Source organism: Micromonospora sp. LZ37, assembly GCF_059359015.1.
The window spans coordinates 115,878-140,425 of record NZ_JCADBL010000005.1; the positions used below are offsets into that span (position 1 = coordinate 115,878).

Sequence of the window (24,548 nt, forward strand, 5' to 3'; positions counted from 1 at the left end):
GGTCGGTTTGTCGCCGCTACCGGCCGTCGCGCAGGAGCGGGAGCGACCGCGGCTGGTAGCCGTTGAGGTACCGGGCCGGGTCGGCCTTGAGTACGGAGTCGAGCAGCGTGCCGAAGACGTCGCGGAAGTCCACCGTCGCCCGGAGGTCCCCGTCGTCCAGGTCGACCAGGCTCGGCTGTTCGCCGTACAGGCCACCGGCGACCCCGGAACCGAGCACGAGGAGCGGACCGGCCGTGCCGTGGTCGGTGCCGTCCGACGAGTTCGCCCGGACCCGGCGGCCGAACTCGCTGTACACCGCCACGGTCACCCGCTGGCCCGCCGGCGTCCTCGCCATCCGGTCCAGGAACGCGGAGAGCGCCTCGTCGAGCTGCTTCAGCAACCACTCCTGTCCGACCCGCTCATTGGCGTGCGTGTCGAATCCGCCCAGGCTCACCGAGTAGACCCGGGTGGGCACACCCGCCTCGACGCACCGGCCGACCAGGGCGAGCTGCGCGGCCAGGGCGCTACCGCCACCGGTCGCGGTCGACGGCAGGGGTGGCGGCTCGCCCGTCGCGGACGGGGCGCCCCGCTCCGCCTGGTGGACGAGCCGGTTGACCTGGAGGAACTCCTGGTGCGCCTGGGCCGCGCGCGCCTGGAGCGCCGACTCGCCGTCCTGGGGCCGCCCCAGCGCGGCGACCATCTCGGCGTCGATGCCGCCCGGGAGTTCCAGCCCGCCGACCGCCACACACGCGCCCACCCGCGTCTCGCCCACCAGCAGCGGTGGGAGTACCGGCTCGAAGCTGACCGCCGCCTCGGCGGAGGCGTCGGTCCCGTCGAGCCAGCGGCCCACCCAACCGGTGGGCAGGGGCAGCTTCGGCGACCCCGTCTGCCAGATGTCCATGGACCGGAAGTGGCTCCGGTCGGGCCGGGGATAGCCGACCCCGAGCACCACGGCCAGCTGCCGGTCGTCCCAGAGTCGTTTCAGCCCGGTCAGCACCGGATTCAGCCCGAGCGCGTCGTCGAGACGCAGCACCCGCTCGGGGGGGTACGCCAGCTCGGGGCGGGCGGAATGGTACGCCGCGTCCGCGTACGGGACGACGGTGTTGAGGCCGTCGTTGCCCCCGTACAGGGTGACCAGGACCAGCTTGTCGAGGCCGTCGTCGGCTCCCGACCCGGGGTCGCCGGCGGTGGAGAGCAGCTCGGCCAGGCCCATGCCTGCGGCGGCGAGCGCGGCGGCGCCGCCGGCGCCGGCCGAGGCGAGCAGGAACCTGCGTCGGGTCAACGAGTCCATCAGATCACCAGGTACTCCGGGCTCGCCAGCCCGAGGGTCAGCAGCTGCCGCGGATGCCTCGCCTGCTTGAGGGCCAGGTAGGTCCGGGGCGTCCACGTCTCGACCGCGAGGAGGGTCGCCAGCTCCTCGGCGGTCAGGCGGTCGATCTCGGCGAGACCGGCGAGCAGATCGGCCAGGCCCAGGCGGACCTGCGCCGCGGCCGAATTCAGCCACGCCGCCCCGCTCGGCCAGCCGCCCACGCTCGGTGGGGCGAACGGGACCTGACCCAGGCCGCCCAACCCGGCCAGGATCCGGTTCAACGTGTCCTCCGGGAGGCGGGCGGGCCGGATGGCCAACTGCCGCATCGCGCCGACGAGCCACTCCACCGGCTGCTTCACCAGCCGGTGGCGACCGGAGCGGAACTCCTCGTCCTCGAAGAGGGCCCGCAGCATGCGCATGCCGACGGGGAACGCCGCCCTCATCCGCTGCTCCGTCGAACCGGCCATCGGCTCGGTGGAGGAGCCGTACCGGAACCACAGGCGCGACGCGATGAAACGGGCGCAGGCCGGCTGCCGGGCCAGGAGGTCGACCAGCGTGTGGGCGTCGAAGTCGGCGGTGCTGCCGAGGATCGTCTTCGGTCCGGCGTCGTGGACGCCGGGGAAGAAGATGGCCGTCTCCGGGACACCCAGATCGGTCCTCCAGCCGGTCAGCGCGCGGCCGGCCTCCTTCACGTCCCGCTCGGTGTAGTTGCCGATGCCCAGCAGGAACAGCTCCATCAGCTCGCGGGCGAGGTTCTCGTTGGGTGCGTCCCTGGTGTTGAGTTGACCGTCGAGCCAGTAGACCAGTGCGGGATCGGAGACCAGCTTCCTCGCCATCACCCCGATCGTCGGCGAGCTGCGGATCTTCCGGTGCTGCGCGAGCATGAACTGGGGGCTGCCGACCTTCCGGATCGACGTGGCCCAGTGCCCGTGCCAGAAGAAGATCAGTTTTTCGTGGGCCTGGTGGTCGGCGGCCGTCAGCCGGTCCAGCCACCACCGCATGAGCGCGCTGGTGTGCACCCGCCGGGTCGCCTCCGCCGCGGCCCGCTGCTCGGCCGTCGGGTTCGGCAGGTCGTCGAAGGGGTCGCGGCCGAGCTCCGGCATCGGTGCGGTGGCGGCGCCCCGGTCCGGCCCGGCCGGTGCCAGCAACCTCGACACGGTCGCCGCGTAACCGGCCTTCTTCGCTGCCGCCAGCTCGGACGCCGTCGGACCGAAGCCCGCCCGCCGCAACAGCATCGCGACGTCATCGCTCATCGTTGTCAACCTACGTGGAGGTCGCGGGATCTCGAGGACCGGTCTCTGCCGTCCACTGTGCGCTGCCGGACCAGGCGCGCCCATTCTAGCCGGTCCTCCTGCTCACGGTGGCCCCCCGAAACCGGTCGGACCGTCCTCCGCGGGTGCCCGGACGCCCCCGACGGCGCCGAAACCCGGACGCCCACTACCCGGCCGGCCGGACCACGATCAGGCCGAGCAGGTTCGCGCGGGACCTGCGCAGCACGCCCGCCGTGGCGGCGAGCTGGTCGACCTGGGTGGAGCCGACCCGCGCCAGCACCGCGGTGGCGTCCGTGGCGGTAACCAGGGTCTCCGCTTCGGCGTCCAACAGCAGCGGCGGACCGCTGACGACGACCAGGACCTGGTCCCGCCGACACGACTCCAGCAGGTTGGCCAGCCGGTCGGGCCGAAGCAGCAGCTCGGGCGGTTCCGGTGCGACCCGGCCGGTGGGCAGGACGAAGAGCGGAAGATCCGGGTGCCAGTGGACCGCCACGTCGCCGACCGACGCCCCGCCCCGCAGGACGTCGGCCAGGCCGGTGTCGTTGGGGACGGCGAACAGTTCGTGGACCTCGGGGTTCCTCAGGTTCGCGTCCACCAGCACCACGGTCTCGCCGGCCCGGGCGCACGCGATGGCCAGGTCGGCGGCGGTGCCGGCCCCACCGTCACCGGCGGCGCCACCGAGCAGCGTGATGCTGGTCGACGGTTCGCCGATCGCCTGTAGCCGGAGCGTCGTCCGCAGCCGCCGGAAGGCCTCCGCCCGGTCGGAGTTCTCGTTCCACGCCATGACGGGCGCCGCCTTCGGGTCGGCGTCGACCACACCGACCAGGGCCAGCCCCGCGACCTCGGCGGCGTGGTCCGCGTCCCGGACGGCGCGCTCCCGGGCGTACGCCGTGAGCGCCGACGCCGCCGCCACGAGCAGACCACCGGCGAGGCCGAGGCCGACGTTGGTCAGCGGCCGCGGCGAGTCCGGGGCCGGTGGCGTGATCGCCCGCCGTACGACGGACACCTTGACCGGCGGCGCGTCGACGCCGGTCGGCCGCTCCAGCCGGCCGATGTAGCCGGGGAATTCGTCCGCGATCGCGTTGGCGATGTCCCGGGCCCGATCGGGATCCGCATCGCCGACCTCGACGGTCAGGACCGCCGTGCTGGCCTTCCCCGTCACCTCGACCTGTGCCGTCAGCTCCTCCGGGGAGTACGGCAGGTCCAGCCGGTCGATCACCGTCGCGGCGACCTCGGGACTGTTGCCGATCTCGGCGTACGACCGGACGCGTTGCAGGATGTAGTTGCCGCCGGTGTCGAGCTGGCGGATGTCCTTCGTCGGGAAGTTCGGCGAGAAGAACAGCTGCACGTCCGCCTTGTAGACCGGGGTCTGGAGCACGGAGGCCAGGCCGCCGCCCAGGCCGCCGAGGAGGACGAGGGTGAGCACCGCCCAGCGGTACCGGCGCAGTGCCCGCAGCTGGTGACGGGGCGTCAGCCGGGTCCACTGACCGACCGCCGAGCGCGATCTGTCGACGACGCCACGCAGACCCGTCCGGTGCGGCGGGGTGTCCGTCGGCGGGATGACCGCGTCGGCGGGCCGGAGTCCGTCCGAAAGCCTCACTGTTGATCCTCACTCGCTTCGGCCGGCCGCCCACCGGAGGCCGCGCCCGACTCGTACATTCGTGCGCCCGGTCGCACCGACGATCCCGGGCTTCCCGCGACGGTGCTGCTCATCGCGCCCCGGCGAGCAGCCCCTCGGCCGACGCCGGCGGCTCCCGTTCTGCCGTCCCCGCCGCGCCCGGATCCCCGCCGACCGCCAGGCCGGCCGCCAGGATCAGCACGGCGACGGCGCACGGCCACAGGTAGAAGTCGAAGAAGGAGATCTGCACCGCGATCCCCACGACCAGCATGCGAGCCGCCGTCGACCTCGACCGGAGCAGCAGGGCCACCAGTATTGCGAGGAAGGGCAGGAGGGTGAGCAGCCCGAAGTCGTACCAGAGGGTGAGGTAGCTGTTGTCGAAGGTCTGCGCCAGGTGGTCGCCGATCCCGACCTCCTGGAAGAACCGGACGTGCGCCTCCGGTCCCAGGCCGAACAGCACCGTGTCGTAGCCCTCCCGCAGGCCGGACCACGCCGCGTCGAACCGGCTGTACCGGGCGGTGGCCGAACTCGACCCGGTCATGTTGGACAGCCGCGACTCGACCATGTCGAGCGCGTTCCGGACCGGGGCGGGGCGGACCACCAGCAGGCCCGCGCCGACCAGGGCACCGGCCGCCACGACAGCCACACCACGGCGGGTCACCTTCCGATCCTGGGCGAGGTACCAGACGACGACCGCGCCGGCGAGACCGAACCAGGCGCTACGGGAGCCGGAGAGCAGCAGGCCGACCGCGCCGGCGGCGAACGGCACCTGCCACAGCCGCCCGCGCAGGGCGAGCGCGACGCACATCGACGTCATGCACCAGGTGCCGTAGACGATCGGGTGGCCGACCGTGCCCACCGACCTGCCCTCGCCCGCGGACGAGGTGAACGCGTTGCTGATCGCCAGGTCGTCGAGGACCAACCAGGTCCCGGTCACGCGCTGGTGGACGGCGAGGAGCGCCACCGGCACCCCCGCCCACGCGAACGCCCTCGCCAGGCGCCTGAGCGCCGGGGGGTCCTGCCGTGCCTCCTCGACCACGTGCCAGGCGATGACGGCGTAGCAGACGAACGGCGCGAGCGCGAAGACCAGGTCCTTCGGTCCCCGCCAGTGCGCCAGGGCGGCGAGCAGGCCCGCCGCCGGCAGGGCGAAGGCGGCCATCCCGACGGAGGCCAGCGGGACGTCCGGGTGGAACCGCTGGAGGCGCCCGTACAGCGCGATGGCCGTCGCCGCCAGCAGGACGACCCAGACGGGTTTGGTGGGGTAGCCCGGATCGGCGGTGACCGGCACGAGGAGCAGCACCGCGAAGAGCGCGTGGTTCAACCGGGACGGGGTCCCGAGCCCCCAGAGCAGCAGCGCGGCCAACCCCAGCACGCCCAGCAGGACGGGCCGCCAGCCGGCCAGGAGACCCACCGTCACCGCCAGCACGGCGGGCGGGCCGAACGTTCTCACGGATCCGGTCACGACAGCTTCGCCCGCAGTTGTTCGAGGTGGGCGACGAACGTCGGCGCCGACGAGGGGGCCGCGTTCAACTCGTGCGCCCGGCGTACCGCCGCGGACGTGAGCCGGTCGACGGCGTCGTCGTCCCCGGCCAGGGAGAGCAGGGTCCGTGCCAACGCCTCGGCGTCGGGTTCCACCAGCACACCGCCCCCTTCGGCGAGGATCTCGGTGGTGGCCCCCGCCCGGAACCCGATCACCGGCGTCGCCGACATGAGCGATTCCAGCGTCACCCGTCCGTACGCTTCGTTGCGGGACAGCATCAGGGTCGCATCCGCCTCGGCGTAGCGGGCGTACGGATCGTCCGTCCACTCGGTGACCTCGACGAGGTGGCCGACGCCGTGCTCCTCGGCGAGCGCCCGGAGTGCGCGCTGCGCGGCCGGGTCCCCGACCCCGGCCAGCTTCAGCGCCAGGGGTCGTCCCGCCCGGGCGCAGCGCCCCAGCGCCTCGATGGCGTCCGCCTGCCCCTTCTCGGGGGTGTAGCGCCCGAGCAGGACGAGCCTCTCCAGTCTTGCCCGGCCACGACGATCCTCGGCCACCCGGTCCCGAGCGAGGGGCGCGACCGACGGGGGGATCACCCGCAGCCGCTCCCGGGCGGCGGGGGCCGCGGCCAGCAGTTGACCGGCGACGTACTGGGAGATCGCGACGATGCCGTCCGCCAGCCCGGCGATCGTCCGGGCGATCGTCGCCCTCGGTACGGCGGAGCGCAGGCTCGGGTTGGTGAGCAGGCTCTCCCTGATCGTCCAGACGTGGGGGATCCCGGCCATCCGGGCGGCGATCGCGCCGGCCGGGACGACGGCCGAGTTGGTGACGACCAGGTCCGGTCGCACCCGCCGCAGGTAGCGCAGGTACCGGGGAACGGAGACCGCCGCCTGTCCCGACCGGACCAGGCCGACCACCGGCGTGTGCCGCCGGCCCATCCACAGCCGGGTCGGCAGGACCACCACGTCGGCGCCCACCCGCACGAGTTCGGCGCGCAGCGGGCCGTCGGCCGGCATCGAGACGGTGGCCCGGTGGCCCCGGACCTCGACCGCCTCCCGCACCAGCGCGATCAGTGAACGCTCCGCGCCCATCAGGTCCGCCGAATGGCTCACGAACAGGATGTGCACCCTAGAACCTCTCGGTGGGGCCGTGCACGCCCCGCAGGCCGTCCCAGTACCCGGCCAGGACGGCCAGCGAGGCGCGTCTGCCCTCCCGGCCGCCGACGGCGATCCGCCACAGCGACCGGGCCAGGTTCCGGTAGTGGATCGGCTCACCGAGCAGCAGCCTGCGCAGCGGACGCGGATAGTGCTTGCGCACGTAGAGGAGCTCGTTGCGGTGGTGGTAGTACCGGGCTCGAGGGCTGGATCCGCTGAGGCTGCCGCCCCGCTTGTGCCAGACCTCGGAACCGCAGACGAACCCGATGCGGCCGCCCGCCGCGCCGATCCGCCGGACCAGGTCGAACTCCTCCTTGTAGTGGAAGAACCGTTCGTCGAACAGGCCGACCCGGACCACCCAGGACAGGCGCATCAGCAGCGCGGCGCCGGTGACCATGTCCACCTCGTGGGCGCCCTCGGCGCAGCCGGCGCAGCGGAACGGGCGGACCTTGCCCTTCGGCAGCATGGCGGCGACGACGTAGGGCTCGGCGCTCGGATCGTCCGGCTCGGCGGAGGTCGTCTGCAACGACGTCGACACCACGAACCGGTCCGCCTGGCGGAGCAGGGTGGCGAGCGCATCCGGCCGGGGCACGCAGTCCGCGTTCAACAGCCAGACCCAGTCGGCGCCCCGGGCCTGAGCCTCCCGGATGCCCGCGTTCATGCCACCCGCGTAGCCCAGGTTGCGGTCGAGCCGCAGCAGGGTGGCGGACCCGGCCGCCCCCGCCAGCTTCTCGACCGAGTCGTCGCTCGAACCGTTGTCGACGATGACGACCTCGGGGGTGGTGCTGCCGTCGAGGACCGCCCGGAGGCAGCGCAGGGTGTCGTCCGCGCAGTTCCAGTTGAGGATGACGGCGACGACTGTTTCAGGCACTGGTGCCAACCTCACTCTTCAGGGACCCGGTCGGGGTGTCCGGCGCGAGCCGCGCCGCGGAGCGCTTCCCGAGGACGACGGCGGTGGCCGTGCTGTGCAGCGCGAACAGCACGACGGAGACGAGGGCGACGCCCACGGCCCCGAACTCGGCGGCGGTGAGCGAGTATCCGCCGATCGCCACCACGGCGGTGACCGCGGCGATCACCGCGGTCGCGCGTTCGCCGCCGAGGTTGACCAGCCGGGCGCTCAGGATCTTGCCGAAGGTCACCGCGATGCTGCGCGCCACCAGCACGAGGCCGAGCAGGAGGGCGGCCTCGTACCCGCTGGTGAGCACGCCGATCGCCGCCAGCCCGACCAGGACCAGCACCCCCATGCCGGCGGCGAGGTACAACGCCCGGCGCAGCACCGCGCGCAGCCGGTCGGTCGAGCCGTCCGCATGGTCGCCGAGGGTCCGCTGCGCGGCGACGACCGCGCCGGCCTGGGTGAACTCGATCGCCGCCACCGCCAGCGAGTACACGGCGAGCACGTCCGGTCCCTGGTGACGGGCCAGTGCCAGCTGGTCGAAGCGGTAGGTGAAGACCTGGGCCACCGCCCCCGCGTGGGTCAGCCCCAGCCGGGCGACCCGTTCCCGCGGCGGTGACGCCCGTCGGGCCAGGGGTGCCAGCGACGGCCCGTGCGTCGTCCACAGCGCCAACGCCATCAGCGCCTGGCACCCCAGCCAGGCGAGCAACCACAGCTCCGCCTCCTGCACGGAGGCGAGGATCAGCAGCACGTACAGCACCGGCGCGATGGCGGCGAAGGCCGCGCGATACCGGTAGACACTCAGGAACTCACCGAGGGTGAGCCCGGCCGCGGCGGGGACGTTGCTCGCCGCGATGCACGCCGCGCCGACGGCGGCGATGCTCGGGTCGGCCTCCTCCGCGTAGCGCGCGAAGGTCCAGGCCAGCACCGCCGTCAGGGGCACGGTGGCGAGGTAGAGGACCAGGCTGCGCCGCCCGGCCCGCTCGTCCAGCCACTGCCGGCCCTGCGCCAGCAGGAACGTCTCCAACGACAACCCGCCGACCGCCACGCCGGTGGCGGCGCTGGTCGTGGTCGCCACCAGCAGGCCGCGTTCGGCCGGCGGAAGGGCGACGCTGAGCAGGATGGCGACGCCGGACATCGCCAACGCCGCCACGTACATCAGGGTGGCGCTGCCCGTCACCCGCCGGACCGAACCGCGCACCGACCGGGTCATGCGAGCAGCCCCGCGACCGTGCCCCGGACGACCGCGGTCGCCGCCTTCGGGCCGGCCACCACCAGCGCCCGGCCCGCGTGGAGGAGCCGGGCCAGCGCCGCCAGGGGAAGCCGCCGGCGGTGGTGCTTCCGGAAGAAGATCATGCAACTGCGGCTGGCGTGGAAGTACGTGGTGAGCGACTTGGCCCGCATGTCCCGGCTCGCGCCGGTGGCGCCGCCGCCGGCGTGGTCGACCTGGAGATCGGCGACCACGGTGACCGGGATGCCGAGGCGGGCGGCCCGGACCGCGACGTCCGCCTCCTCGTAGAAGAGGAAGAAGTCCTCGGTGAAGCCGTTCAGCTTCTCGAACGCCGCGCGGGTGAGCAGGACGGAATGGCCGGCGACGTAGGTCAGGGTGCGCGACGGTCCGGCCGGCGGCTGCCCGCTGCGGCCGGTCCACAGGTCGAGCGTGCCCAGATCGGGACGGGTGCCGCCGTCGGCGTCGACGCTCGTCGTCGCGCCGATCGCGCAGTCGCCGGAGCGGCGCACCTCCAGTGCCGACGCGAGGGCCCCGCCGGTGATCCTGGTGTCCGGGTTGAGGACCCAGACGACGTCGGCGCCCGCTTCGAGGAGCCAGCGCGCGGCCCGGTTGTTGCCCGCGGCGTAGCCGACGTTGCCGTGCCCGTGGATCACGTGGACCAGCAGGCCGTGCCGGCGCGCGAACTCGGCCACCGGTTCGAGTTCCCGCCGCTGGTCGCTGTTGTCGACGATCGCGACGGCGACCCGTGGCCGGGCGCCGGTGTGGTGGGCGACGAGCGAGCGGACGAGCCCCGCGCAGTCGTCGGCGGACCGGTAGTTGACGATGGCGATCCCGAGCATGCCCACCGCGGCGTCCCCGCCGCCGTTACCCGACGACATCCGCCACCCACTCCGAGAACGCCGCGGCGAAGGCCGATTCGGAGAACCTCGCGGCGTTGGCGCCGATCCGGTCCTGGTGCAGGTCGCCGACCCGCGCGGCCAGCGCCGCGAAGTCACGCGGGTCGGTGGCGTCGGCGAGGAAGCCCGTCTCGCCGTCGACCACCGTCTCCAGCAGCCCGCCGCGACTGATGCCGATGACCGGCGTGCCGCACGCCTGCGCCTCGACCGGGATGATGCCGAAGTCCTCGTGGACCGGGAAGAGCAGGGCCCGGGCGCCCCAGTAGAGCTGGCGGAGCCGTTCCCTGCTCGGCCTGACCTCGATGGTGACGGGCACGTCGGCGCGCTCCGCGAGACGTCGCAGGTTGACCTCCTCCGGCCCGGAGCCGGCGATGACCGCCGGCAGCCCGGCGGCCTCGGCGATCGCGATGATCAGGTCGAACTTCTTGTAGGGGATCCACCGGCCCACGCCGAGCAGGTGGTCCCTCGGCTGGACCCGGTCGGCGGCCGGCGCGGAGGAGAAGAAGGCGACGTCCACCGGCGGGTTGATCACGACCGCGTCGCGTCGCCAGTAGTGGCGGATCCGCCCCCGCACCTCGCGCGAATTGGCCGCGTAGCTGTGGACGTGCCGGCTGAACCGGACGTCGACGGCCTGGAGGGCGCGTCGTGGCAGGGCGAGCAGGGGGCTGGAGCCCCGGCCGTCGAAGGCGGGGCTCCAGAGGTAGCGGGCCGGCGTGTGGACGTAGCTCAGATACCGGGTCGTCCCGGACGGGCCCAGTTTGACCGTGTGCGCGAAGGCGTGGCTGGACGAGATGACCACGTCGAACCGCTGGCGGGTGAGGGTCCGCCAGGTCATCGGCATCAGGGGAAGCGCCATCGCCTTGCTGTGCCGGACCGGGGTCCGGGCGAGCCACGACTCCCGCAGGCCCGGCTCCTCGACGTCACGGTCCTTCCACAGCACGAACCGCTCCGCGTGCGGGACCAGACCGGCGATGTTCCGGAAGACCTGCTCCGAGCCGCCGGTGGCGCCGAACCATTCGTGGACGAGCGCCACGGACGAGCCGGACAGCGCGCCGAGCCCGTGCTGACCGGCCTGCGGGGTGGGCCCGGTGGTCGTGCTCACCACCTTGAACTCCTTGTCGTGTGAACCTGGTGTGGCGTTGGCGCGATTCCGGTCGGGTCCGGTCAACGACCGCCACCCCGGAAGACCTCCGCCACCGTACGCAGCACGATCCTGGTGTCCAGCCAGAGCGACCAGTTCTCGACGTAGTAGTTGTCGAACCGGGACCGGTCGGAGATGGGCGTGTCCCCGCGCAGGCCGCTGACCTGCGCCAGCCCGGTCAGCCCGACCGGCACCCGGTGGCGCGTCGGGTAGTCCGGGTACGCGGCCGAGAACTTCTCCACGAAGTACGGCCGCTCCGGTCGCGGCCCCACCACGCTCATCTCCCCGCGCAGGATGTTCCACAGCTGCGGCAGTTCGTCCAGCGACGTACGGCGCATGAACCGTCCGATCGGCCCGATCCGCCGGTCGTGCGCGATCGACCAGGTGGTCTGCGACTCGTGCTCGTCGGCCGGGCGCATCGACCGGAACTTGATGACCTGGAACGGCTTGCCGTACCGGCCGATCCGCTCCTGACGGAAGAAGATCCCACGACCGCCGTCCAGGAACGTCGCCACCGCGCAGAGCAGCAGCAGTGGGCTCAGCACGAGCAGCGCGAGCGAGGCCAGCACCACGTCCGAGGCCCGTTTGATCGCCCATCGTGGACCGGAGAGCGTGAGGTCGCCGATCCGCACGATGGGGAAGGCGCCGACGTGGTCGGGATATCCGGCCTGGGACCCGGACCCCCAGAGGCGGGGGACGGCCCAGAGGGCACAGCGGGCGCTCGCCGGACGGAGGAGGTACTCCATCACGGTCGCATCCGGGCAGTCCGGGTCGGCGATGACCAGGACCTCGCACTCCACCAGCCGGACCAGCTGCTCCAGCTCGTCGAGGGTGCCGATCAGCGGCAGCCCGTTGTTCCGCCGCGACGGCGCGTCCACGCAGCCGACGAAGCGCAGGCCGTACTGGGGGTAGCGGCGGAGCAGCCGGGCCAGCTCCGCGCCGATCGGGCCGCCGCCGACGATGATGGCGTTGTGCTCCATCCAGCGGCGCTTGCGCGCCACGATGGTGAGCGTCCTCGTGCCGGCGCGGCCGACGATCACCAGCCCCGCGGAGAGCGCCACACCGTGCATGAACCCGCTGACGTACGGCACCGAGTCGTGGCGGTAGGCCGCGATGATGGCCACTGCCGCGCCGCAGGCCAGCAGGCGTCCGCAGAGGGCGGGCAGCTCGTCGAGGATGCTGAGGTGACGCCGGGCCCGGTAGAGCCCGCCGGTGGTGAAGACGGCCACCGCGAGGGCGGCGTTGGCCAGCGTCCCGCGCCAGTAGTCCTGGCTCAGCAGCAGCAGCGGAGCGAGCAGCGCGCCGACGTCGACCGGGAGGGTCAGCATCCAGGCCCGCAACCCGCGGGTCCGCTTCGAGGCGCGGGAACTCGCGTACGGCAGCACCGCGGTGGTGTCGAGACCGGCGTGCGCCCGCGTCGGCGTGCGGGGCGCTGCCTCCTGGGGCCGCGTCGTGACCGCGGCCGGATCTCTGGTCGCCGGGTGGCCGGACATTGTGGAATCTCCCCCGTGACGTCCCGGGCCCGTTTGGGCAGACGCCGAGCGATCGAAGGATATTAGCGTCCCGGTCAGATCGCCATAGCCGGCACGGCAGAGGAAAGTCCTACTTTCCGGCCGATGCGATCCGATCGACCGAATCGCTGCGGACCGCGTCGAACAACTCCCTGGCCCGGGCGTTGTCCGGGAACACCACGCTCTCGCTGCCCACCCGGCCGGTGCCCTTCACCGGGCAGGTGTAGAAGCCGAGGTTGCCGCCGCGCAGGTGACGCAGCTCCGTCGCCAGGTCCACCAGCGACATCGACCTGTCGACCGCGACCGCGTCGGCCGTGGCCTTGACGAACGAGTTCAGCCTGGTGGGGCTGCCCAGCGTGCCGCCCGAGGCCGCCTTGTCGAGGATCGCCTTGATGACCTGCTGCTGGTGCCGGATCCGGGCGAAGTCGCCGTCGGCGAAGGCGTAGCGCTCGCGGGCGTAGTCCAGCGCGGCGGCCCCGTCCATGGTCTGCCGGCCCTTGGTGAACTCGCGCCGGCCGTCCGGGTTGAGCGAGTGGGTGGAGGTGAAGCTCCGCTCCACCTCGACCTCGATGCCGCCCAGCGCGTCGACGATCTCCTTGAAGCCGGCGAAGTCGACCATCGCCACGTGGTCGACGCGGACCCCGGTGAACTTCTCCACCGTCTGCACCATCAGCGGCACGCCGCCCCACGCGTAGGCCGCGTTGATCTTGGCGTCACGGCCGCCCCGGCCCTCCTCGGAGCGCGGGACGTGCGTCCAGGTGTCGCGCGGGATCGAGATGAGCTGGGCGCTCGACCGGTCCTTCGGCAGGTGGGCGAGGATGATGGTGTCGCTGCGGGAACCCCCGGCGTTCCCCGGGTCGCGGGAGTCGCTGCCCAGGATCATGATGTTCATCGCGCCCTTGGCGACCACCTGCGGACGGGACTCCTCGGGCACCCCGGTGAACGCGTCGACCCGGTCGATCGAGGAGTTGACCGAGCGGTAGTACAGGCCGCCCGCGAGGACACCCCCGCCGGCCAGCAGCGCCAGCACCAGCAGCACGATCAGGGCGATCCGTCGGCCGCGGCGGCGGCGCGGAGCCGGAGCTGGCGACCCGTCCACGGCCCCACCGTCCCCTTCGGACGCTGGCGAGCGCGGTTCGGGGTCGACGAGCGGCTGGCGATCGGACATGGCCGCGATGCTACCCATAGGCGGGCCAGTGCTCTGCCCCTCTGAGCGGAGATGGAGGGCCCGCGCGGAAGGGGTCGGCTAGGTCCGGGCGTGGTGTAACCCGGGGCGGTTCTGCTGCTCGATGTACTGGCGCAGACGCTCAGGGTTGCAAGCCCTTGAGCCTGTTGACCAGCTTCGACAGGGCAACCTTCGATGGGAAGTTGAGCAGCAGTGCTCGTGCTCGCCTGCGCTGTTGAACTCCACCAGTTCGCACTCGAAGTCGGCTCACACCGCCGGCATGATCTCCGCCAGGCGGGTCAGGTGCCGGTCGCTGATCACTTGTGCCGGAGCTTCGTCACGGAGACCAGGTGGGCGCCTGCAGTGCCTGCCGGTCCGGATGTCCTCAGTCCAAGCCATAGACCGATGGTAATTTGTCTGATGTGCAGCTCCGGTACAACTACCGCGTCTACCCGACGCCCTCCCAGCAGGAAGCGTTGGCCCGGGCATTCGGGTGCGCGCGGGTGGTATTCAACGACGGGCTGCGCGCACGCCACAATGCCCGGCAGGCCGGACTGCCGTACCTCTCAGATGGCGATCTGTCGAAGCGGGTGATCACCGAGGCGAAGAAGACGCCCGAGCGGGCATGGCTGAGCGAGGTATCGGCAGTTGTTCTCCAGCAGGCCCTCGCGGACCTGAACACCGCATACCGGAACTTCTTCGCCTCGATCTCGGGCAAGCGCAAGGGCCGGCGGGTGGCACCGCCGCGGTTCCGGTCCCGCAAGGACAACCGGCAGGCCATCCGGTTCACGAAGAACTCCCGGTTCAAGGTGCTGGACAACGGACGGTTGCGGCTGCCGAAGGTCGGCGACCTGAACGTGCGTTGGTCGCGCAGTCTTCCGGCGGATCCGTCGTCGGTGACGGTGATCAAGGACGCGGCGGGCCGGTACTTCGCCTCGTTCGTCGTGCAGGCGGCCGACGAGCCCTTGCCGCCGGTCGAGTCCGAGGTGGGTATCGACCTGGGGCTGACCCACTTCGCGGTCCTTTCCAACGGCAGGAAGATCGCGGCACCGAAGTTTCTGCGCCGGGCGGCCCGCAAACTGCGCCGGTTGCAGCAGGACCTGTCCCGCAAGCAGCGGGGCAGCAACAACCGCAAGAAGGCAGTCGTGAAGGTCGCCAGGGCGCATGCCCGGGTGGCCGACAGCCGGCGGGACTGGCAGCACAAGCTCTCGACACGGATCATCCGCGACAACCAAGCGGTGTACGTCGAGGACCTGTGCGTGGTCGGTCTGGGCCGGACCTGGCTGGCGAAGTCGGTGTACGACGCTGGCTGGTCGCGGTTCGTGGGGATGTTGGAGTACAAGGCCGCACGGTACGGGCGTACCTTCGCCAGGGTCGATCGGTTCGCGCCCACGTCCCGGACGTGCTCGGCGTGTGGCCGGCTCGACGGACCCAAGCCACTGGATGTCCGGTCGTGGACCTGCCCCTGCGGCGTGGTGCACGACCGGGACGTCAACGCGGCGATCAACGTGCTCGCCCAGGGACGCTGGGAGAGCCTAAACGCCTGTGGAGCGCAGGTAAGACCGGCACCCGTGCCGGCACCGCGCCGAGAAGCAGGAATCCACCCGGACACTGCGCCCTCCAAGCGCAGCGTGCAGGGAACCTCCGTCCTTGAGGGCGGAGAGAACGTCAACGATTCACGTTTCGCGGGGCCCCGCGTCCGGTCGGTCAACCCTGGCCGTCGGGGCGGTGGATCGAAACTTTCCTCACCACTGATCGGCTTCTCCTGGTAGAACGCTCGTGTGGACGCAACGACGCTTCGCCGGGCCATCGCCCGTACCCGCCTCGCACCGGTGGCCGCCTTCCCCAAGCGGCTGGCCCGGGTCGCCCGGTACGACGCCAAGGTGCTGCGCACCTCTGCCCGATGGCTGGTCACCTCCCGGGAACACCACAACTACACCTACGACCTGACCGCGCTCAGCCGCCAGCACCTCGCCTGGTTCGTCAGCGTCGTCTGCGACGTGCCGGTCAAACAGGTCCGCGCGTACGTCGAGGAGATCGAGTCCGACGACACGCTGCGCGGCCACATCGAGCGGGCCACCGCCGGCGCCGCGCGCCGCGGCCTCGCCGACCGGAAGGTCCGGTACGCCCGCCGGGTCGGCTGGTACGCCATCGTCCGGGCCACCCGCCCGGCGCACGTCGTCGAGACGGGCGTCGACAAGGGGCTGGGCAGCTGCGTGCTGGCCGCCGCGCTGCTGCGCAACGCCGCCGAGGGGCACCCCGGCCGGGTCACCTCCCTGGACATCAACCCCGAGGCCGGCTACCTGGCCCGCACCGCGCCCTGGTCGGACGTGGTCGACCTGGTGATCGGGGACTCCATCGCCTCGATCGCCGCCCTGGACCGGCCGGTCGACCTGTTCCTGCACGACAGTGACCACAGCCGCGCCCACGAGAAGCGCGAGTTCGAGGCGGTGGAGCCGAAGCTCGCCCCGGGCGCGCTCCTGCTGACCGACAACGTCACGCACACCGACGTGCTGGCCAAGCACGCCGAGCGCACCGGGCGGCGCTTCCTCGCCTACCGGGAGACCCCACGCGAGCACTGGTACCCCGGGGACGGGATCGGGGCCGCCTGGTGAGGCTCGCCTCCGTGCACACGTACCCGGTCAAGGGGTGTCACCGCCTCGACCACGACGGCGCCCGGGTCGAGCCGTGGGGCCTGGCCGGCGACCGGCGCTGGATGGTCGTCGACGCCGACGGCGTCGGCGTCACCCAGCGGGAGACCACGGAGCTGGTCCGGCTGCGCGCCGTGCCGCGCGACGGTGGCCTGGTGCTGACCGCCGCCGGCCGTCCCGACCTCGACGTCGCCGAGCCGGTCGGCGACGCCACCGTCGCGGTACGGGTCTTCGGCAACCGGCTGCCGGTCGACGCGGTCCCCGCCGGTCCGGCGGCCGACGACTGGCTCACCGCCCTGCTCGGCCGGCCGGTCCGCCTGGTCCACCTGCGTCACCCGGCCCGGCACCTCGCCCCGGGCGACCGCGCCCACGACACCGGCGGCCAGGTCAGCTTCGCCGACGAGTACCCGCTGCTGCTGGCCGCCACCGCCTCCCTCGACGCGCTCAACGACTGGCTCGCCGAGGCCGGCGAGGAGCCCGTCCCGATCACCCGGTTCCGCCCCAACCTGGTGGTCGAGGGCGCGCCCGCCTGGGCCGAGGACGGTTGGGCCGGGCGGCGGCTGCGGGTCGGCGCGGCGGTGTTCCGCGCCGCCGGGCCGTGTGACCGGTGCGTCGTGACCACCACCGACCAGGAGACCGGGGTACGTGGCCGCGAGCCGCTGCGCACCCTGGCCCGGCACCGCAACATCGGGCAGAAGCTCCTCTTCGGACTGCATCTGGTGCCGGAGACGCCCGGCGTGGTGGCCGTCGGCGATCCGGTCACGGTGGACGGCTGAACGGGGCTTGCCGACCCGGCTCGCCGACATCGATGATGGTGTCAACGGTCACTCCGACGGAGGAGTCGAGATGCAGGTCGTCCACCAACCCCGCGTGGCCTGGGACATGGCCCGGTTGATCGTCGCTGCGGCCGACGACGATGCGCTCCTCGGCTGGCTCGGCACCGAGCTGGGCGGGCTGCTCGGCCCGGACTGCGCGCGAGCCCTGCACGACACCCGGGACCGGCTCCGCGCCCCCGGGGGCGTCGACCGGGCCCCGATCGAGGCGGGCCGGTGGCGGGTCCGGTTGGAGGACCTGCTGCGTACCCGCCCGGAGACGGCCGAGCCGCTGCGCTCGCTGGCCGTGGTCGGGTCCGGGCTGCTGGCCGGCCGGCGCGGCTGACCGGCTCCACTGCCGGCGGTGCCGCCCCGGGTGGCGGTCCGCCGCGAAGGGTGGGTCAGTCGAGGTCGCGCCACATGAGGATCTCGTCCCGGTCGTCGCCGTCGGCCAGCCGCAGGGCGCCCGGCAGGCGTCCCACCTCGCGGTAGCCGAGCCGGGTGTAGAACGCCTCCACGCCCAGCCCGCCCCGGACCGTGACGTGTAGCGCCTGCCAGCCCAGTTCGGGGGCGCGCCGCTCGGCCTCGCGCATCAGGGCGACGCCGTGGCCCCGGCCCTGGGTGTCCGGGTGGACCATCACCCGCTTCAGGGTGCCCCAGTGCGACTTCAGGTGGAACCGGTTGTCCGCGAGGATCAGTACGCCGATCGGGCGCTCGCCGTCGTACCCGACCAGCAGCCGGTCCGGTCCGTCGGTGATGTCGGCGAAGGTCTGGTCGGCGACGGCGCGGACCTTGTCGGCGGTGACCGGGGCGACGAAGCCGACCGCGCCGCCGGCGTTGGTGACGTCCACCCAGAGGGAGATGATCCGCTCGCGCAGGTCGGCGGTGAGGTCGGGGTCGAGGACGAAGCGCAGACTCACGCCGGTCATCCTGGCGAACCGGCGCGGCGTGAGCCCGCGATCGTGACGCGCCCGACAGCGCTGCCCTGGTGCGGGAGAGGGGATTCGAACCCCCACGTCCTTTCGGACAATAGGACCTAAACCTACCGCGTCTGCCGTTCCGCCACTCCCGCCGGTCCGCTGAGTCTAGAGCGTCCGGCGGTGGCGGTGTGGAGTCCCGCCCCGGCGGCGGCCGACCGAGGCGGCCCGGCGCGACGCCTTCAGTCGAGGCCGAGGTCGCGGCGCAGCTTCGCGACGTGGCCGGTGGCCTTGACGTTGTAGAGCGCCCGCTCGATCTTGCCGTCCGCGTCGATGACGAACGTGGAGCGGATCACTCCCGTCACGGTCTTGCCGTACAGCTGCTTCTCGCCGTAGGCGCCGTACGCGGTGAGGACCGACCTGTCGGTGTCGGCGACGAGCGGGAAGGTGATGGCGTCGCGGTCGCGGAACTTGGCGAGCTTCTCCGGCTTGTCGGGGGAGATGCCGACCACCGCGTAGCCGGCGGCCTGGAGCGAGGCGAGGGAGTCGCGGAAGTCGCAGGCCTGCTTGGTGCAGCCGGGCGTCATCGCCGCCGGGTAGGCGTACAGGATGACCCGGCGGCCGCGCAGGTCGGCCAGGGAGAGCGTCTCGCCGGTGTCGGTGGGCAGGCTGAACTCGGGGGCGGGGTCACCGGGGGTGAGGCGGTCGGGCGCGGTCATGGCAGAGACCCTACCGCCGGGCCGACCGGCGCCGGGCCGCCCGCGCCGGGCGACGCGGTGATCAACACCATGCTTGTTGCCATGCCTTGGCAACAACCGGGCTCGGGAAATAGGCTGCGCGGTGTGGACACCCTGGCGATGCACATCTCGAACGGGATCATCAACGGTCCCGTGGCGGGGATCTTCGCGGCCGTCGCGCTCGCCGCGCTGACCTTCTGCGTGCTGCGCGGCCGGCGCGACCTGGACGACCGGCTGGCGCCGATGGCCGGCCTGGTCGCCGCCTTCATCTTCGCCGTGCAGATGCTCAACTTCCCGATCTTCACCGCCGGGGTCAGCGGCCACCTGCTCGGCGGCGCGCTCGCCGCCCTGCTGGTCGGCCCGTGGGTGGGCGCGCTCTGCGTGGCGGTGGTGCTGATCGTCCAGGCGCTGGTCTTCGGCGACGGCGGCGTGGCGATGCTCGGCCTGAACGTCACCAACATGGCCCTGCTCGGCACCGCGGCGGCGTACCTGCTGATCGCGCTGCTGCTGCGGGTGCTGCCGCGCACCCCGGGCGGGCTGGGCGTCACCGCCTTCGTCTCCGCGCTGGTGAGCGTGGCGGTCGCCGCCCAGGGCTTCGTCCTCCAGTACTGGCTGGGCGGCACCACCGACCTCGGTGGCAACATCACCGGCCTGGCCGGCACGATGGCCGTCGCGCACCTGCTGATCGGCGTCGGCGAGGGCCTGATCACCGCCACCACCGTGGTCACCGTCGCCAAGGTGCGTCCCGACCTGGTGTACGCGCTGCGCGCCCTGAAGCCGGCCACGCCGGCGCCCGTCCCGGCTGTCGGAGGTGTCCGGTGAGGAAGCGTTCCTGGGGTTTCGTCGCGGTCGGTCTGCTGGTCGCGCTCCTGCTGGCCGGGGTGGTGAGCAACTACGCCTCGGCGCACCCGGACGGGCTGGACTCCTCGCTGCTCAAGGGCTGCACGGTCGACGCCGAGGACAACATCACCGGCGGCTCCTGCCCCGCCCAGCAGGCGAAGGACCACGAACTGGCCGACAGCCCGCTGGCCGACTACGGGGTCCGTGGGGTCGACAACGGTTTCCTCTCCACCGGGCTCTCCGGTGTGGTCGGGGTGCTGCTCACCTTCGCCATCGGCGGCGGCGCCTTCTGGCTGCTGCGCCGCCGCGCGCCGGCCGGCGCCGAGGACCGGCGGCCCGCCGGCCACGTCGGCTGAGCCGGGGGTACGGCGATGGGCGCGGGGCACGCGCACGTCCTCTACCGGGATGCCGGTTCCCCGGTGCACCGACTGCCGCCCGAGGTGAAGATCGCGGCGATGGTGCTCTTCACGCTCGCCGTGGTGGCCACCCCGCGCGAGGCGTTCTGGGCCTTCGGCGGGTACGCGCTGCTCGTCGCCGGGGTCGCCGCGCTGGCCCGGGTCGGTGCCCGCTGGCTGCTTCTCCGCTCGATGATCGAGCTGCCGTTCGTGCTCTTCGCGGTGGCGTTGCCCTTCCTCGGCGCGGGGGAGCGCACGGAGCTGGCCGGGCTGAGCCTCTCCGTCGACGGTCTGTACGGGGCGTGGAACATCGTCGCCAAGGGCACGCTCGGCGTACTCGTGTCGCTGTTGCTGGCCGCGACCACGACGACCCGGGACCTGATCCTCGGCCTGGACCGGCTGCGCTGCCCGCAGATCCTCACCCAGATCGCCACCTTCATGCTGCGCTACCTGGACGTCCTGGTCGGTGAGGCCCGCCGGATGCGGGTGGCCCGGGTCTCCCGCGGCGACGACCCGCGTTTCCTCTGGCAGCTGCGCGGCTTCGCGGCGGGGGTGGGCGCGCTCTTCCTGCGCGCCTTCGAGCGCGGGGAGCGGGTCTACCTGGCGATGCTGTCGCGCGGATACTCCGGGCGGATGCCGGCGGTCTGGCAGGGCGCGGGTGCGGCCACCGCCGGGCAGTGGCTGGCCGCGGCCACCGTGCCGCTGGCCGCGGTCACCATCGCAGCGACCGCCGTCGTCCTGACATGATCGGATACGTGCAGACCGCTCCCTCGCTGGACGTCCGTGGCGTCCGGTACGCCTATCCGGACGGCCACGTCGCCCTCGACGGGGTGGACCTGACCGTGCCGCGCGGTGAGCGGGTGGCCCTGCTCGGTCCCAACGGCGCCGGCAAGACCACGCTGGTGCTGCACCTCAACGGCATCCTCACCCCGACGGCGGGGACGGTCAGCGTCGGCGGGTTGACGGTGAGCCGGGACCGGGCCGAGCTGGCCGAGGTCCGGCGCCGGGTCGGCATCGTCTTCCAGGACCCCGACGACCAGCTCTTCCTGCCCACCGTCGCCGAGGACGTGGCGTTCGGCCCGGCCAACCTGGGGCTGCGCGGCGCGGAGCTGGCCGAGCGGGTGGACGAGGCCCTCGCGGCGGTGGGGATGGGCGAGCACCGGGACCGGGCGCCGCACCACCTCTCCTTCGGGCAGCGCCGCCGGGTGGCGGTCGCCACGGTGCTCGCCATGCGCCCGGAGATCCTGGTGCTCGACGAGCCCTCGTCGAACCTCGACCCGGCCGCCCGGCGGGAGCTGGCGGAGATCCTGCGCGGCCTGCCGGTGACGCTGCTGATGGTCACCCACGACCTGCCGTACGCGGCCGAGCTCTGCGACCGGGCGGTCATCCTGGACGCCGGCCGCATCGTCGCCGACGCCCCCACCCTCGACGTCCTGACGGATCCGGACCTGCTCTCCCGCCACCGCCTCGAACTCCCCTACGGCTTCAGCCCCCGCTCCCTCCCCCGCCTGTGACCCCCGGCGGGGCGTGGGCTGAGCGGTCAGGTGTGGGTCGGGGTGGGGTGCGGGATGGGGGCGGGGGTCGTGCGGCTGGCGGCGTGCAGGCGTAGGACGCCCGCGCCGACCGCCCCGGCGCCGGCGGCGAGGACCAGGGTGACCAGCAGCCGCGCCCCGGTGGCCGGCCACGGCACGGGCACCACCGCGCGGGCGAGGACGGCGGTGTTGGCCGCGCCGACGAAGAGCGCCAGGCAGGCCCCGGCCAGCGCCAGCGCGAAGTCCGCCGCCGGCCGGCGAGCCAGCGCGTAGCCGCCCGCGGCGAGCGCGCCGAGCCCGGTGAGCAGCGCCCACATCTGCCCGCTCAGCAGCCCGGCGAGCACCCCGCCGAGCCCCTCGGCGCCCGCGTCCAGCTCCCGCCCGACGACCAGCGCCACGGCGGCCACGCCGCCGAGCGCCAGCACCGCCCCGACCGCGCCCAGCGCCCGTACCCCGGCCGTCGAGCCGGCCGGCAGCAGGCCCGCCGCCCCGACGACCAGGAAGCCCAGCGCGGCGGCGACCCACCACGGGTACGGGTCCGGCGGCGGCACCCAGTCGAGGGTGCCCCGGACCTCCAGCGGCTCGGCGCCGTCGCGGAGCGGGACCACCCAGTCGCGGACCCGGTGCTCCCGGGTCGGGTCGGCGCCGACCTGGGCCGGCGGCCCCGCCTGCCGCCACTGGGCGCGCTGGTCGTGCCAGCGCACCCGGTTGTCGTCGGTGACCCGGCGCCACCGCGGCGCGGCGGCCGGGTCGGCCTCGGGCGGCAGGGTGGTCTGCCCGGCGAGGGTCCGGTTCAGGTACGTCGCCGGGGAGCGGGTGTTCTCGAAGACCCCGTCCGGCCCGACCCGCAGGTACGGCTCACCGGAGTAGCCGATCACCTCGACGGTCCGCCCGGTGTGGTTGACCAGTTCCAGCCGGGCGCCCGTCTCCACGGCCCGCACGGTCAGCCCCGGCCGGGCCGGGGTGAGCCCGGTCACCGCGGTGCGGTAGTCGGTGCCGTCGGGGGCGTCCGCGCCGTGCGCGGCGGCCGGCGCGGCGAGGGTGAGGACGGTGAGGAGCGCGGCGGTGAGGACCAGCCCGGCCCGCCGCAGGGGAAGGAGGATCACCTGCCGGCCGCCTCCACCGCCGCCTTGATCCCCTCGGGGGAGGGGTCCTGGACGTCCTGGCCGTCGACCTTGACGGTGGGCGTGCCGCGGACGCGGGCCCGGCTCGCGTCCTCCGTCACCCGTTCGGTCCACGGCTCGAACGTCCCGTCCCGGACGCAGGAGCCGAAGTCGTCCCGGTTCAGGCCGACACCCGCGCCGATGTCGATCAGCTCGTCGTCGCTCAGCCCGGCCCCGCCCTCGGGGGGCTGCCGTTCGAAGAGCCGGTCGGTGAACTCCTTGAACCTGCCGCCCTCGGCGGCGCAGCCGGCGGCGGCCGACGAGCGGGTGCTGTAGTCGGTGGTGGAGTAGCGGTTGAGGTAGGCCACCGGGTGGAAGATCACCCGGGCCTTGCCCTCGCTGACCAGTTGGTCGATCGTCGCGCCGCTGACCTGCTGGAACTGCTTGCAGGCGGGGCAGAGGTAGTCCTCGTACAGGTCGATGGTGACCGGGCCGGAGCCGAGCACGATGCCGGTACCGGCGTCGTTGGCACCCTTCGGCGCGGTGAACTCGTCGGCGCGCTGGCCGGACCAGACGCTCCAGCCGATCAGGCCGGCGATCACCAGCACCGCGACCGCGGCCACCGACCCCCAGAGCGTCCGCTTGCGCCGCTTCTCCCGGGCCAGCTGCTGGCGGACCACCCGGGCCGCGTCCCGCTGCCCCTTGCGACTACTCATCGTCGTCCTCCACGGGTTCTCCCGCCAGCCAGCCGTCCACCGAGAACGCGGTGCGGGGCCAGCTCAGCAGGAATCCGGCCAGCACCAGGAATCCCAGGTCCCGGAGGATCTCCGGGAGGTAGCTCGGGGCCTGCCCGGCGGCGAGCTGTCCGCCACTGCCGAAGCAGCCGCAGTCGATCGCCAGGCCGCGGCTCCAGGCCGACGCGATGCCCGCGACGAAGACCACCAGCAGCGCCGCGGAGACCCCGGCGGCGAGCCGGGTGGCCAGCCCCAGCAGCAGGATCACCCCGAGCGCCAGCTCCACGAAGGGCAGCGCCGCGCCGATCACCGTGGCCACGTCGTACGGCATGACCTCGTAGGCGACGACCGCGCGTCCGGATGCGGCCAGGTCGCCGACCTTGGTGGCGCCGGCGACCAGCCAGACCGTGGCCAGGCCGAGCCGGGCGGCGGTGCCGAGCCAGGGGCGGAGGGCGGGCCGGCGGTCGACCGGGGTGCGCGCTGCGGTCACGGTCATTGGTCGTTCCGTCCGGCCCGGAAGTTCCACCGGTCAGCCGGCCAGCGCGGCGTCGACGGCGTCGACGAGATCGTTGCGGGCCCGGGCCACCCGGGAGCGGATGGTGCCCACCGGCACCCCCTCCACGGCGGCGGCCTCGGCGTACGACAGGCCGAGCAGTTGGGTGAGCACGAACGCCCCGCGACGGTCGGCGGGCAGGCGCCGGACCAGGTCGGCGGCCCCGAGCTGTCCGGCCGGGTCCGGGTACGAGCGGTCGGTGTGGGCGTTCGCGGCGAGCCGCTCGTCCAGCCGGCGGCGGCGGACCACGGTGCGCAGGTGGTCGGCGCAGGCCCGGCGGGCGATGCCGAGCAGCCAGGTGCGCGCGCTGGAGCGGCCCTCGAAGCCGGGCAGGGCCCGGAAGGCCCGCAGGTAGGTCTCCTGGGTGAGGTCGTCGGCGCTGTCCGGGTCGACCAGCGCGGCGGCGAAGCGCCACACCTCGGCCTGGGTGGCCCGGACGAAGGCGGCCTGGGCGACCGGGTCGCCGTCCCGGGCGGCCAGCGCCCAGCGGGTCGCCGACTCCCGCGCAGCCCCGTCCGGCGTGCCGGTGCGGCCGGCGGCGGTGGTGTCGCGCGGGACGGGGATCACGTCAGAGAAGGCTACGCGCCGTGCCGGGGGTGGGCAGGGTCCTTCGACCCTTTCTATGGCCTC

General features: G+C 73.3%; 25 protein-coding genes and 1 tRNA gene. 8 read left to right on the forward strand and 18 right to left on the reverse strand.

The window, feature by feature from the left end; all coding sequences use genetic code 11:
- Positions 1-16: 16 nt before the first annotated feature.
- The 11 genes from AC5L3Z_RS13030 to AC5L3Z_RS13080 all read right to left on the reverse strand — a co-directional run bounded on the left by AC5L3Z_RS13030 (position 17) and on the right by AC5L3Z_RS13080 (position 13,647).
- Complete coding sequence (locus tag AC5L3Z_RS13030; RefSeq protein WP_494841808.1) at positions 17-1,270, reverse strand: DUF1501 domain-containing protein; 1,254 nt, start codon at positions 1,268-1,270, stop codon at positions 17-19.
- On the reverse strand, positions 1,270-2,541 hold the full coding sequence (locus AC5L3Z_RS13035; RefSeq protein WP_494841810.1) for a DUF1800 domain-containing protein: 1,272 nt from the start codon (positions 2,539-2,541) through the stop codon (positions 1,270-1,272). The genes AC5L3Z_RS13030 and AC5L3Z_RS13035 overlap by 1 nt, the downstream gene beginning before the upstream one ends.
- A 184-nt stretch (positions 2,542-2,725) precedes the next feature.
- On the reverse strand, positions 2,726-4,159 hold the full coding sequence (locus tag AC5L3Z_RS13040; RefSeq protein ID WP_494841812.1) for a tyrosine-protein kinase domain-containing protein: 1,434 nt from the start codon (positions 4,157-4,159) through the stop codon (positions 2,726-2,728).
- Between the two features lie 109 nt (positions 4,160-4,268).
- Positions 4,269-5,627, reverse strand: a complete 1,359-nt coding sequence (locus AC5L3Z_RS13045; RefSeq protein WP_494841814.1) for an O-antigen ligase family protein — start codon at positions 5,625-5,627, stop codon at positions 4,269-4,271.
- Between the two features lie 8 nt (positions 5,628-5,635).
- Positions 5,636-6,781 (reverse strand): glycosyltransferase family 4 protein, encoded by a 1,146-nt coding sequence (locus AC5L3Z_RS13050; RefSeq protein ID WP_494841816.1) that lies wholly within the window; start codon positions 6,779-6,781, stop codon positions 5,636-5,638.
- Position 6,782: 1 nt separating this feature from the next.
- A complete protein-coding gene (locus AC5L3Z_RS13055) occupies positions 6,783-7,679 on the reverse strand; it encodes a glycosyltransferase family 2 protein (RefSeq protein WP_494841817.1) in 897 nt (298 codons plus the stop codon).
- Entirely contained in the window at positions 7,672-8,913 is a 1,242-nt protein-coding gene (locus AC5L3Z_RS13060; protein WP_494841819.1) for a polysaccharide biosynthesis protein, read from the reverse strand. The genes AC5L3Z_RS13055 and AC5L3Z_RS13060 overlap by 8 nt, the downstream gene beginning before the upstream one ends.
- Entirely contained in the window at positions 8,910-9,809 is a 900-nt protein-coding gene (locus AC5L3Z_RS13065; protein WP_494841821.1) for a glycosyltransferase family 2 protein, read from the reverse strand. The genes AC5L3Z_RS13060 and AC5L3Z_RS13065 overlap by 4 nt, the downstream gene beginning before the upstream one ends.
- Complete coding sequence (locus AC5L3Z_RS13070; RefSeq protein WP_494841823.1) at positions 9,796-10,929, reverse strand: glycosyltransferase; 1,134 nt, start codon at positions 10,927-10,929, stop codon at positions 9,796-9,798. Before AC5L3Z_RS13070 ends, AC5L3Z_RS13065 begins: the two co-directional genes overlap by 14 nt.
- A 62-nt stretch (positions 10,930-10,991) precedes the next feature.
- The gene (locus AC5L3Z_RS13075; RefSeq protein ID WP_494841825.1) at positions 10,992-12,461 is read right to left on the reverse strand and encodes a sugar transferase; all 1,470 of its coding nucleotides are present in this window, start codon (positions 12,459-12,461) and stop codon (positions 10,992-10,994) included.
- Positions 12,462-12,570: 109 nt separating this feature from the next.
- Positions 12,571-13,647, reverse strand: a complete 1,077-nt coding sequence (locus tag AC5L3Z_RS13080; RefSeq protein ID WP_494841827.1) for an LCP family protein — start codon at positions 13,645-13,647, stop codon at positions 12,571-12,573.
- A 419-nt stretch (positions 13,648-14,066) separates the two neighbouring features.
- Here AC5L3Z_RS13080 and AC5L3Z_RS13085 point away from each other — a divergent pair, with 419 nt between their 5' ends.
- The 4 genes from AC5L3Z_RS13085 to AC5L3Z_RS13100 all read left to right on the forward strand — a co-directional run bounded on the left by AC5L3Z_RS13085 (position 14,067) and on the right by AC5L3Z_RS13100 (position 17,453).
- The gene (locus tag AC5L3Z_RS13085) at positions 14,067-15,416 is read left to right on the forward strand and encodes an RNA-guided endonuclease InsQ/TnpB family protein (RefSeq protein ID WP_494841829.1); all 1,350 of its coding nucleotides are present in this window, start codon (positions 14,067-14,069) and stop codon (positions 15,414-15,416) included.
- Between the two features lie 9 nt (positions 15,417-15,425).
- On the forward strand, positions 15,426-16,259 hold the full coding sequence (locus AC5L3Z_RS13090) for an O-methyltransferase (protein WP_494841830.1): 834 nt from the start codon (positions 15,426-15,428) through the stop codon (positions 16,257-16,259).
- A complete protein-coding gene (locus AC5L3Z_RS13095) occupies positions 16,256-17,071 on the forward strand; it encodes an MOSC domain-containing protein (protein WP_494841831.1) in 816 nt (271 codons plus the stop codon). Before AC5L3Z_RS13090 ends, AC5L3Z_RS13095 begins: the two co-directional genes overlap by 4 nt.
- A 70-nt stretch (positions 17,072-17,141) precedes the next feature.
- Positions 17,142-17,453, forward strand: a complete 312-nt coding sequence (locus AC5L3Z_RS13100) for a hypothetical protein (RefSeq protein ID WP_494841832.1) — start codon at positions 17,142-17,144, stop codon at positions 17,451-17,453.
- 55 nt (positions 17,454-17,508) lie between these two features.
- Here the strand turns inward: AC5L3Z_RS13100 and AC5L3Z_RS13105 are convergent, their stop codons facing one another.
- The 3 genes from AC5L3Z_RS13105 to bcp all read right to left on the reverse strand — a co-directional run bounded on the left by AC5L3Z_RS13105 (position 17,509) and on the right by bcp (position 18,743).
- Positions 17,509-18,027, reverse strand: coding sequence for a GNAT family N-acetyltransferase (locus AC5L3Z_RS13105; RefSeq protein ID WP_494841833.1), 519 nt, complete (start codon positions 18,025-18,027; stop codon positions 17,509-17,511).
- A gap of 66 nt (positions 18,028-18,093) precedes the next feature.
- Positions 18,094-18,179 (reverse strand) — tRNA-Leu (locus AC5L3Z_RS13110).
- A gap of 87 nt (positions 18,180-18,266) precedes the next feature.
- A complete protein-coding gene (gene bcp / locus AC5L3Z_RS13115; RefSeq protein ID WP_494841835.1) occupies positions 18,267-18,743 on the reverse strand; it encodes a thioredoxin-dependent thiol peroxidase in 477 nt (158 codons plus the stop codon).
- A 123-nt stretch (positions 18,744-18,866) separates the two neighbouring features.
- On the opposite strand from bcp, the gene AC5L3Z_RS13120 reads away from it, so the two are divergent.
- From AC5L3Z_RS13120 to AC5L3Z_RS13135, 4 genes are read left to right on the forward strand one after another with little or no spacing between them, the layout of a single operon-like run.
- Positions 18,867-19,583, forward strand: a complete 717-nt coding sequence (locus AC5L3Z_RS13120; RefSeq protein WP_494841836.1) for an energy-coupling factor ABC transporter permease — start codon at positions 18,867-18,869, stop codon at positions 19,581-19,583.
- A complete protein-coding gene (locus tag AC5L3Z_RS13125; protein WP_494841838.1) occupies positions 19,580-19,957 on the forward strand; it encodes a PDGLE domain-containing protein in 378 nt (125 codons plus the stop codon). Before AC5L3Z_RS13120 ends, AC5L3Z_RS13125 begins: the two co-directional genes overlap by 4 nt.
- A 15-nt stretch (positions 19,958-19,972) precedes the next feature.
- Positions 19,973-20,743, forward strand: a complete 771-nt coding sequence (gene cbiQ / locus AC5L3Z_RS13130; protein WP_494841840.1) for a cobalt ECF transporter T component CbiQ — start codon at positions 19,973-19,975, stop codon at positions 20,741-20,743.
- A complete protein-coding gene (locus AC5L3Z_RS13135; RefSeq protein ID WP_494841842.1) occupies positions 20,740-21,510 on the forward strand; it encodes an energy-coupling factor ABC transporter ATP-binding protein in 771 nt (256 codons plus the stop codon). The genes cbiQ and AC5L3Z_RS13135 overlap by 4 nt, the downstream gene beginning before the upstream one ends.
- 26 nt (positions 21,511-21,536) lie before the next feature.
- On the opposite strand, the gene AC5L3Z_RS13140 is transcribed toward AC5L3Z_RS13135, so the two are convergent.
- The 4 genes from AC5L3Z_RS13140 to AC5L3Z_RS13155 are packed head-to-tail and all read right to left on the reverse strand — an operon-like array spanning position 21,537 to position 24,485.
- Positions 21,537-22,634 (reverse strand): hypothetical protein, encoded by a 1,098-nt coding sequence (locus AC5L3Z_RS13140; protein WP_494841844.1) that lies wholly within the window; start codon positions 22,632-22,634, stop codon positions 21,537-21,539.
- The gene (locus AC5L3Z_RS13145; RefSeq protein WP_494841846.1) at positions 22,631-23,347 is read right to left on the reverse strand and encodes a DsbA family protein; all 717 of its coding nucleotides are present in this window, start codon (positions 23,345-23,347) and stop codon (positions 22,631-22,633) included. The genes AC5L3Z_RS13140 and AC5L3Z_RS13145 overlap by 4 nt, the downstream gene beginning before the upstream one ends.
- Positions 23,340-23,861, reverse strand: coding sequence for a MauE/DoxX family redox-associated membrane protein (locus tag AC5L3Z_RS13150; RefSeq protein ID WP_494841848.1), 522 nt, complete (start codon positions 23,859-23,861; stop codon positions 23,340-23,342). Before AC5L3Z_RS13150 ends, AC5L3Z_RS13145 begins: the two co-directional genes overlap by 8 nt.
- Positions 23,862-23,894: 33 nt before the next feature.
- On the reverse strand, positions 23,895-24,485 hold the full coding sequence (locus AC5L3Z_RS13155; protein WP_494841850.1) for a sigma-70 family RNA polymerase sigma factor: 591 nt from the start codon (positions 24,483-24,485) through the stop codon (positions 23,895-23,897).
- Positions 24,486-24,548: the final 63 nt, after the last annotated feature.

Coding starts and splice junctions, on each gene's coding strand:
- AC5L3Z_RS13060 (WP_494841819.1), bottom strand. CDS start 8,913: ATGACCCGGTCGGTGCGCGGTTCGGTCCGGCGGGTGACGGGCAGCGCC.
- AC5L3Z_RS13035 (WP_494841810.1), bottom strand. CDS start 2,541: ATGAGCGATGACGTCGCGATGCTGTTGCGGCGGGCGGGCTTCGGTCCG.
- AC5L3Z_RS13065 (WP_494841821.1), bottom strand. CDS start 9,809: ATGTCGTCGGGTAACGGCGGCGGGGACGCCGCGGTGGGCATGCTCGGG.
- AC5L3Z_RS13150 (WP_494841848.1), bottom strand. CDS start 23,861: ATGACCGTGACCGCAGCGCGCACCCCGGTCGACCGCCGGCCCGCCCTC.
- bcp (WP_494841835.1), bottom strand. CDS start 18,743: ATGACCGCGCCCGACCGCCTCACCCCCGGTGACCCCGCCCCCGAGTTC.
- AC5L3Z_RS13030 (WP_494841808.1), bottom strand. CDS start 1,270: ATGGACTCGTTGACCCGACGCAGGTTCCTGCTCGCCTCGGCCGGCGCC.
- AC5L3Z_RS13080 (WP_494841827.1), bottom strand. CDS start 13,647: ATGTCCGATCGCCAGCCGCTCGTCGACCCCGAACCGCGCTCGCCAGCG.
- AC5L3Z_RS13100 (WP_494841832.1), top strand. CDS start 17,142: ATGCAGGTCGTCCACCAACCCCGCGTGGCCTGGGACATGGCCCGGTTG.
- AC5L3Z_RS13075 (WP_494841825.1), bottom strand. CDS start 12,461: ATGTCCGGCCACCCGGCGACCAGAGATCCGGCCGCGGTCACGACGCGG.
- cbiQ (WP_494841840.1), top strand. CDS start 19,973: ATGGGCGCGGGGCACGCGCACGTCCTCTACCGGGATGCCGGTTCCCCG.
- AC5L3Z_RS13135 (WP_494841842.1), top strand. CDS start 20,740: ATGATCGGATACGTGCAGACCGCTCCCTCGCTGGACGTCCGTGGCGTC.
- AC5L3Z_RS13145 (WP_494841846.1), bottom strand. CDS start 23,347: ATGAGTAGTCGCAAGGGGCAGCGGGACGCGGCCCGGGTGGTCCGCCAG.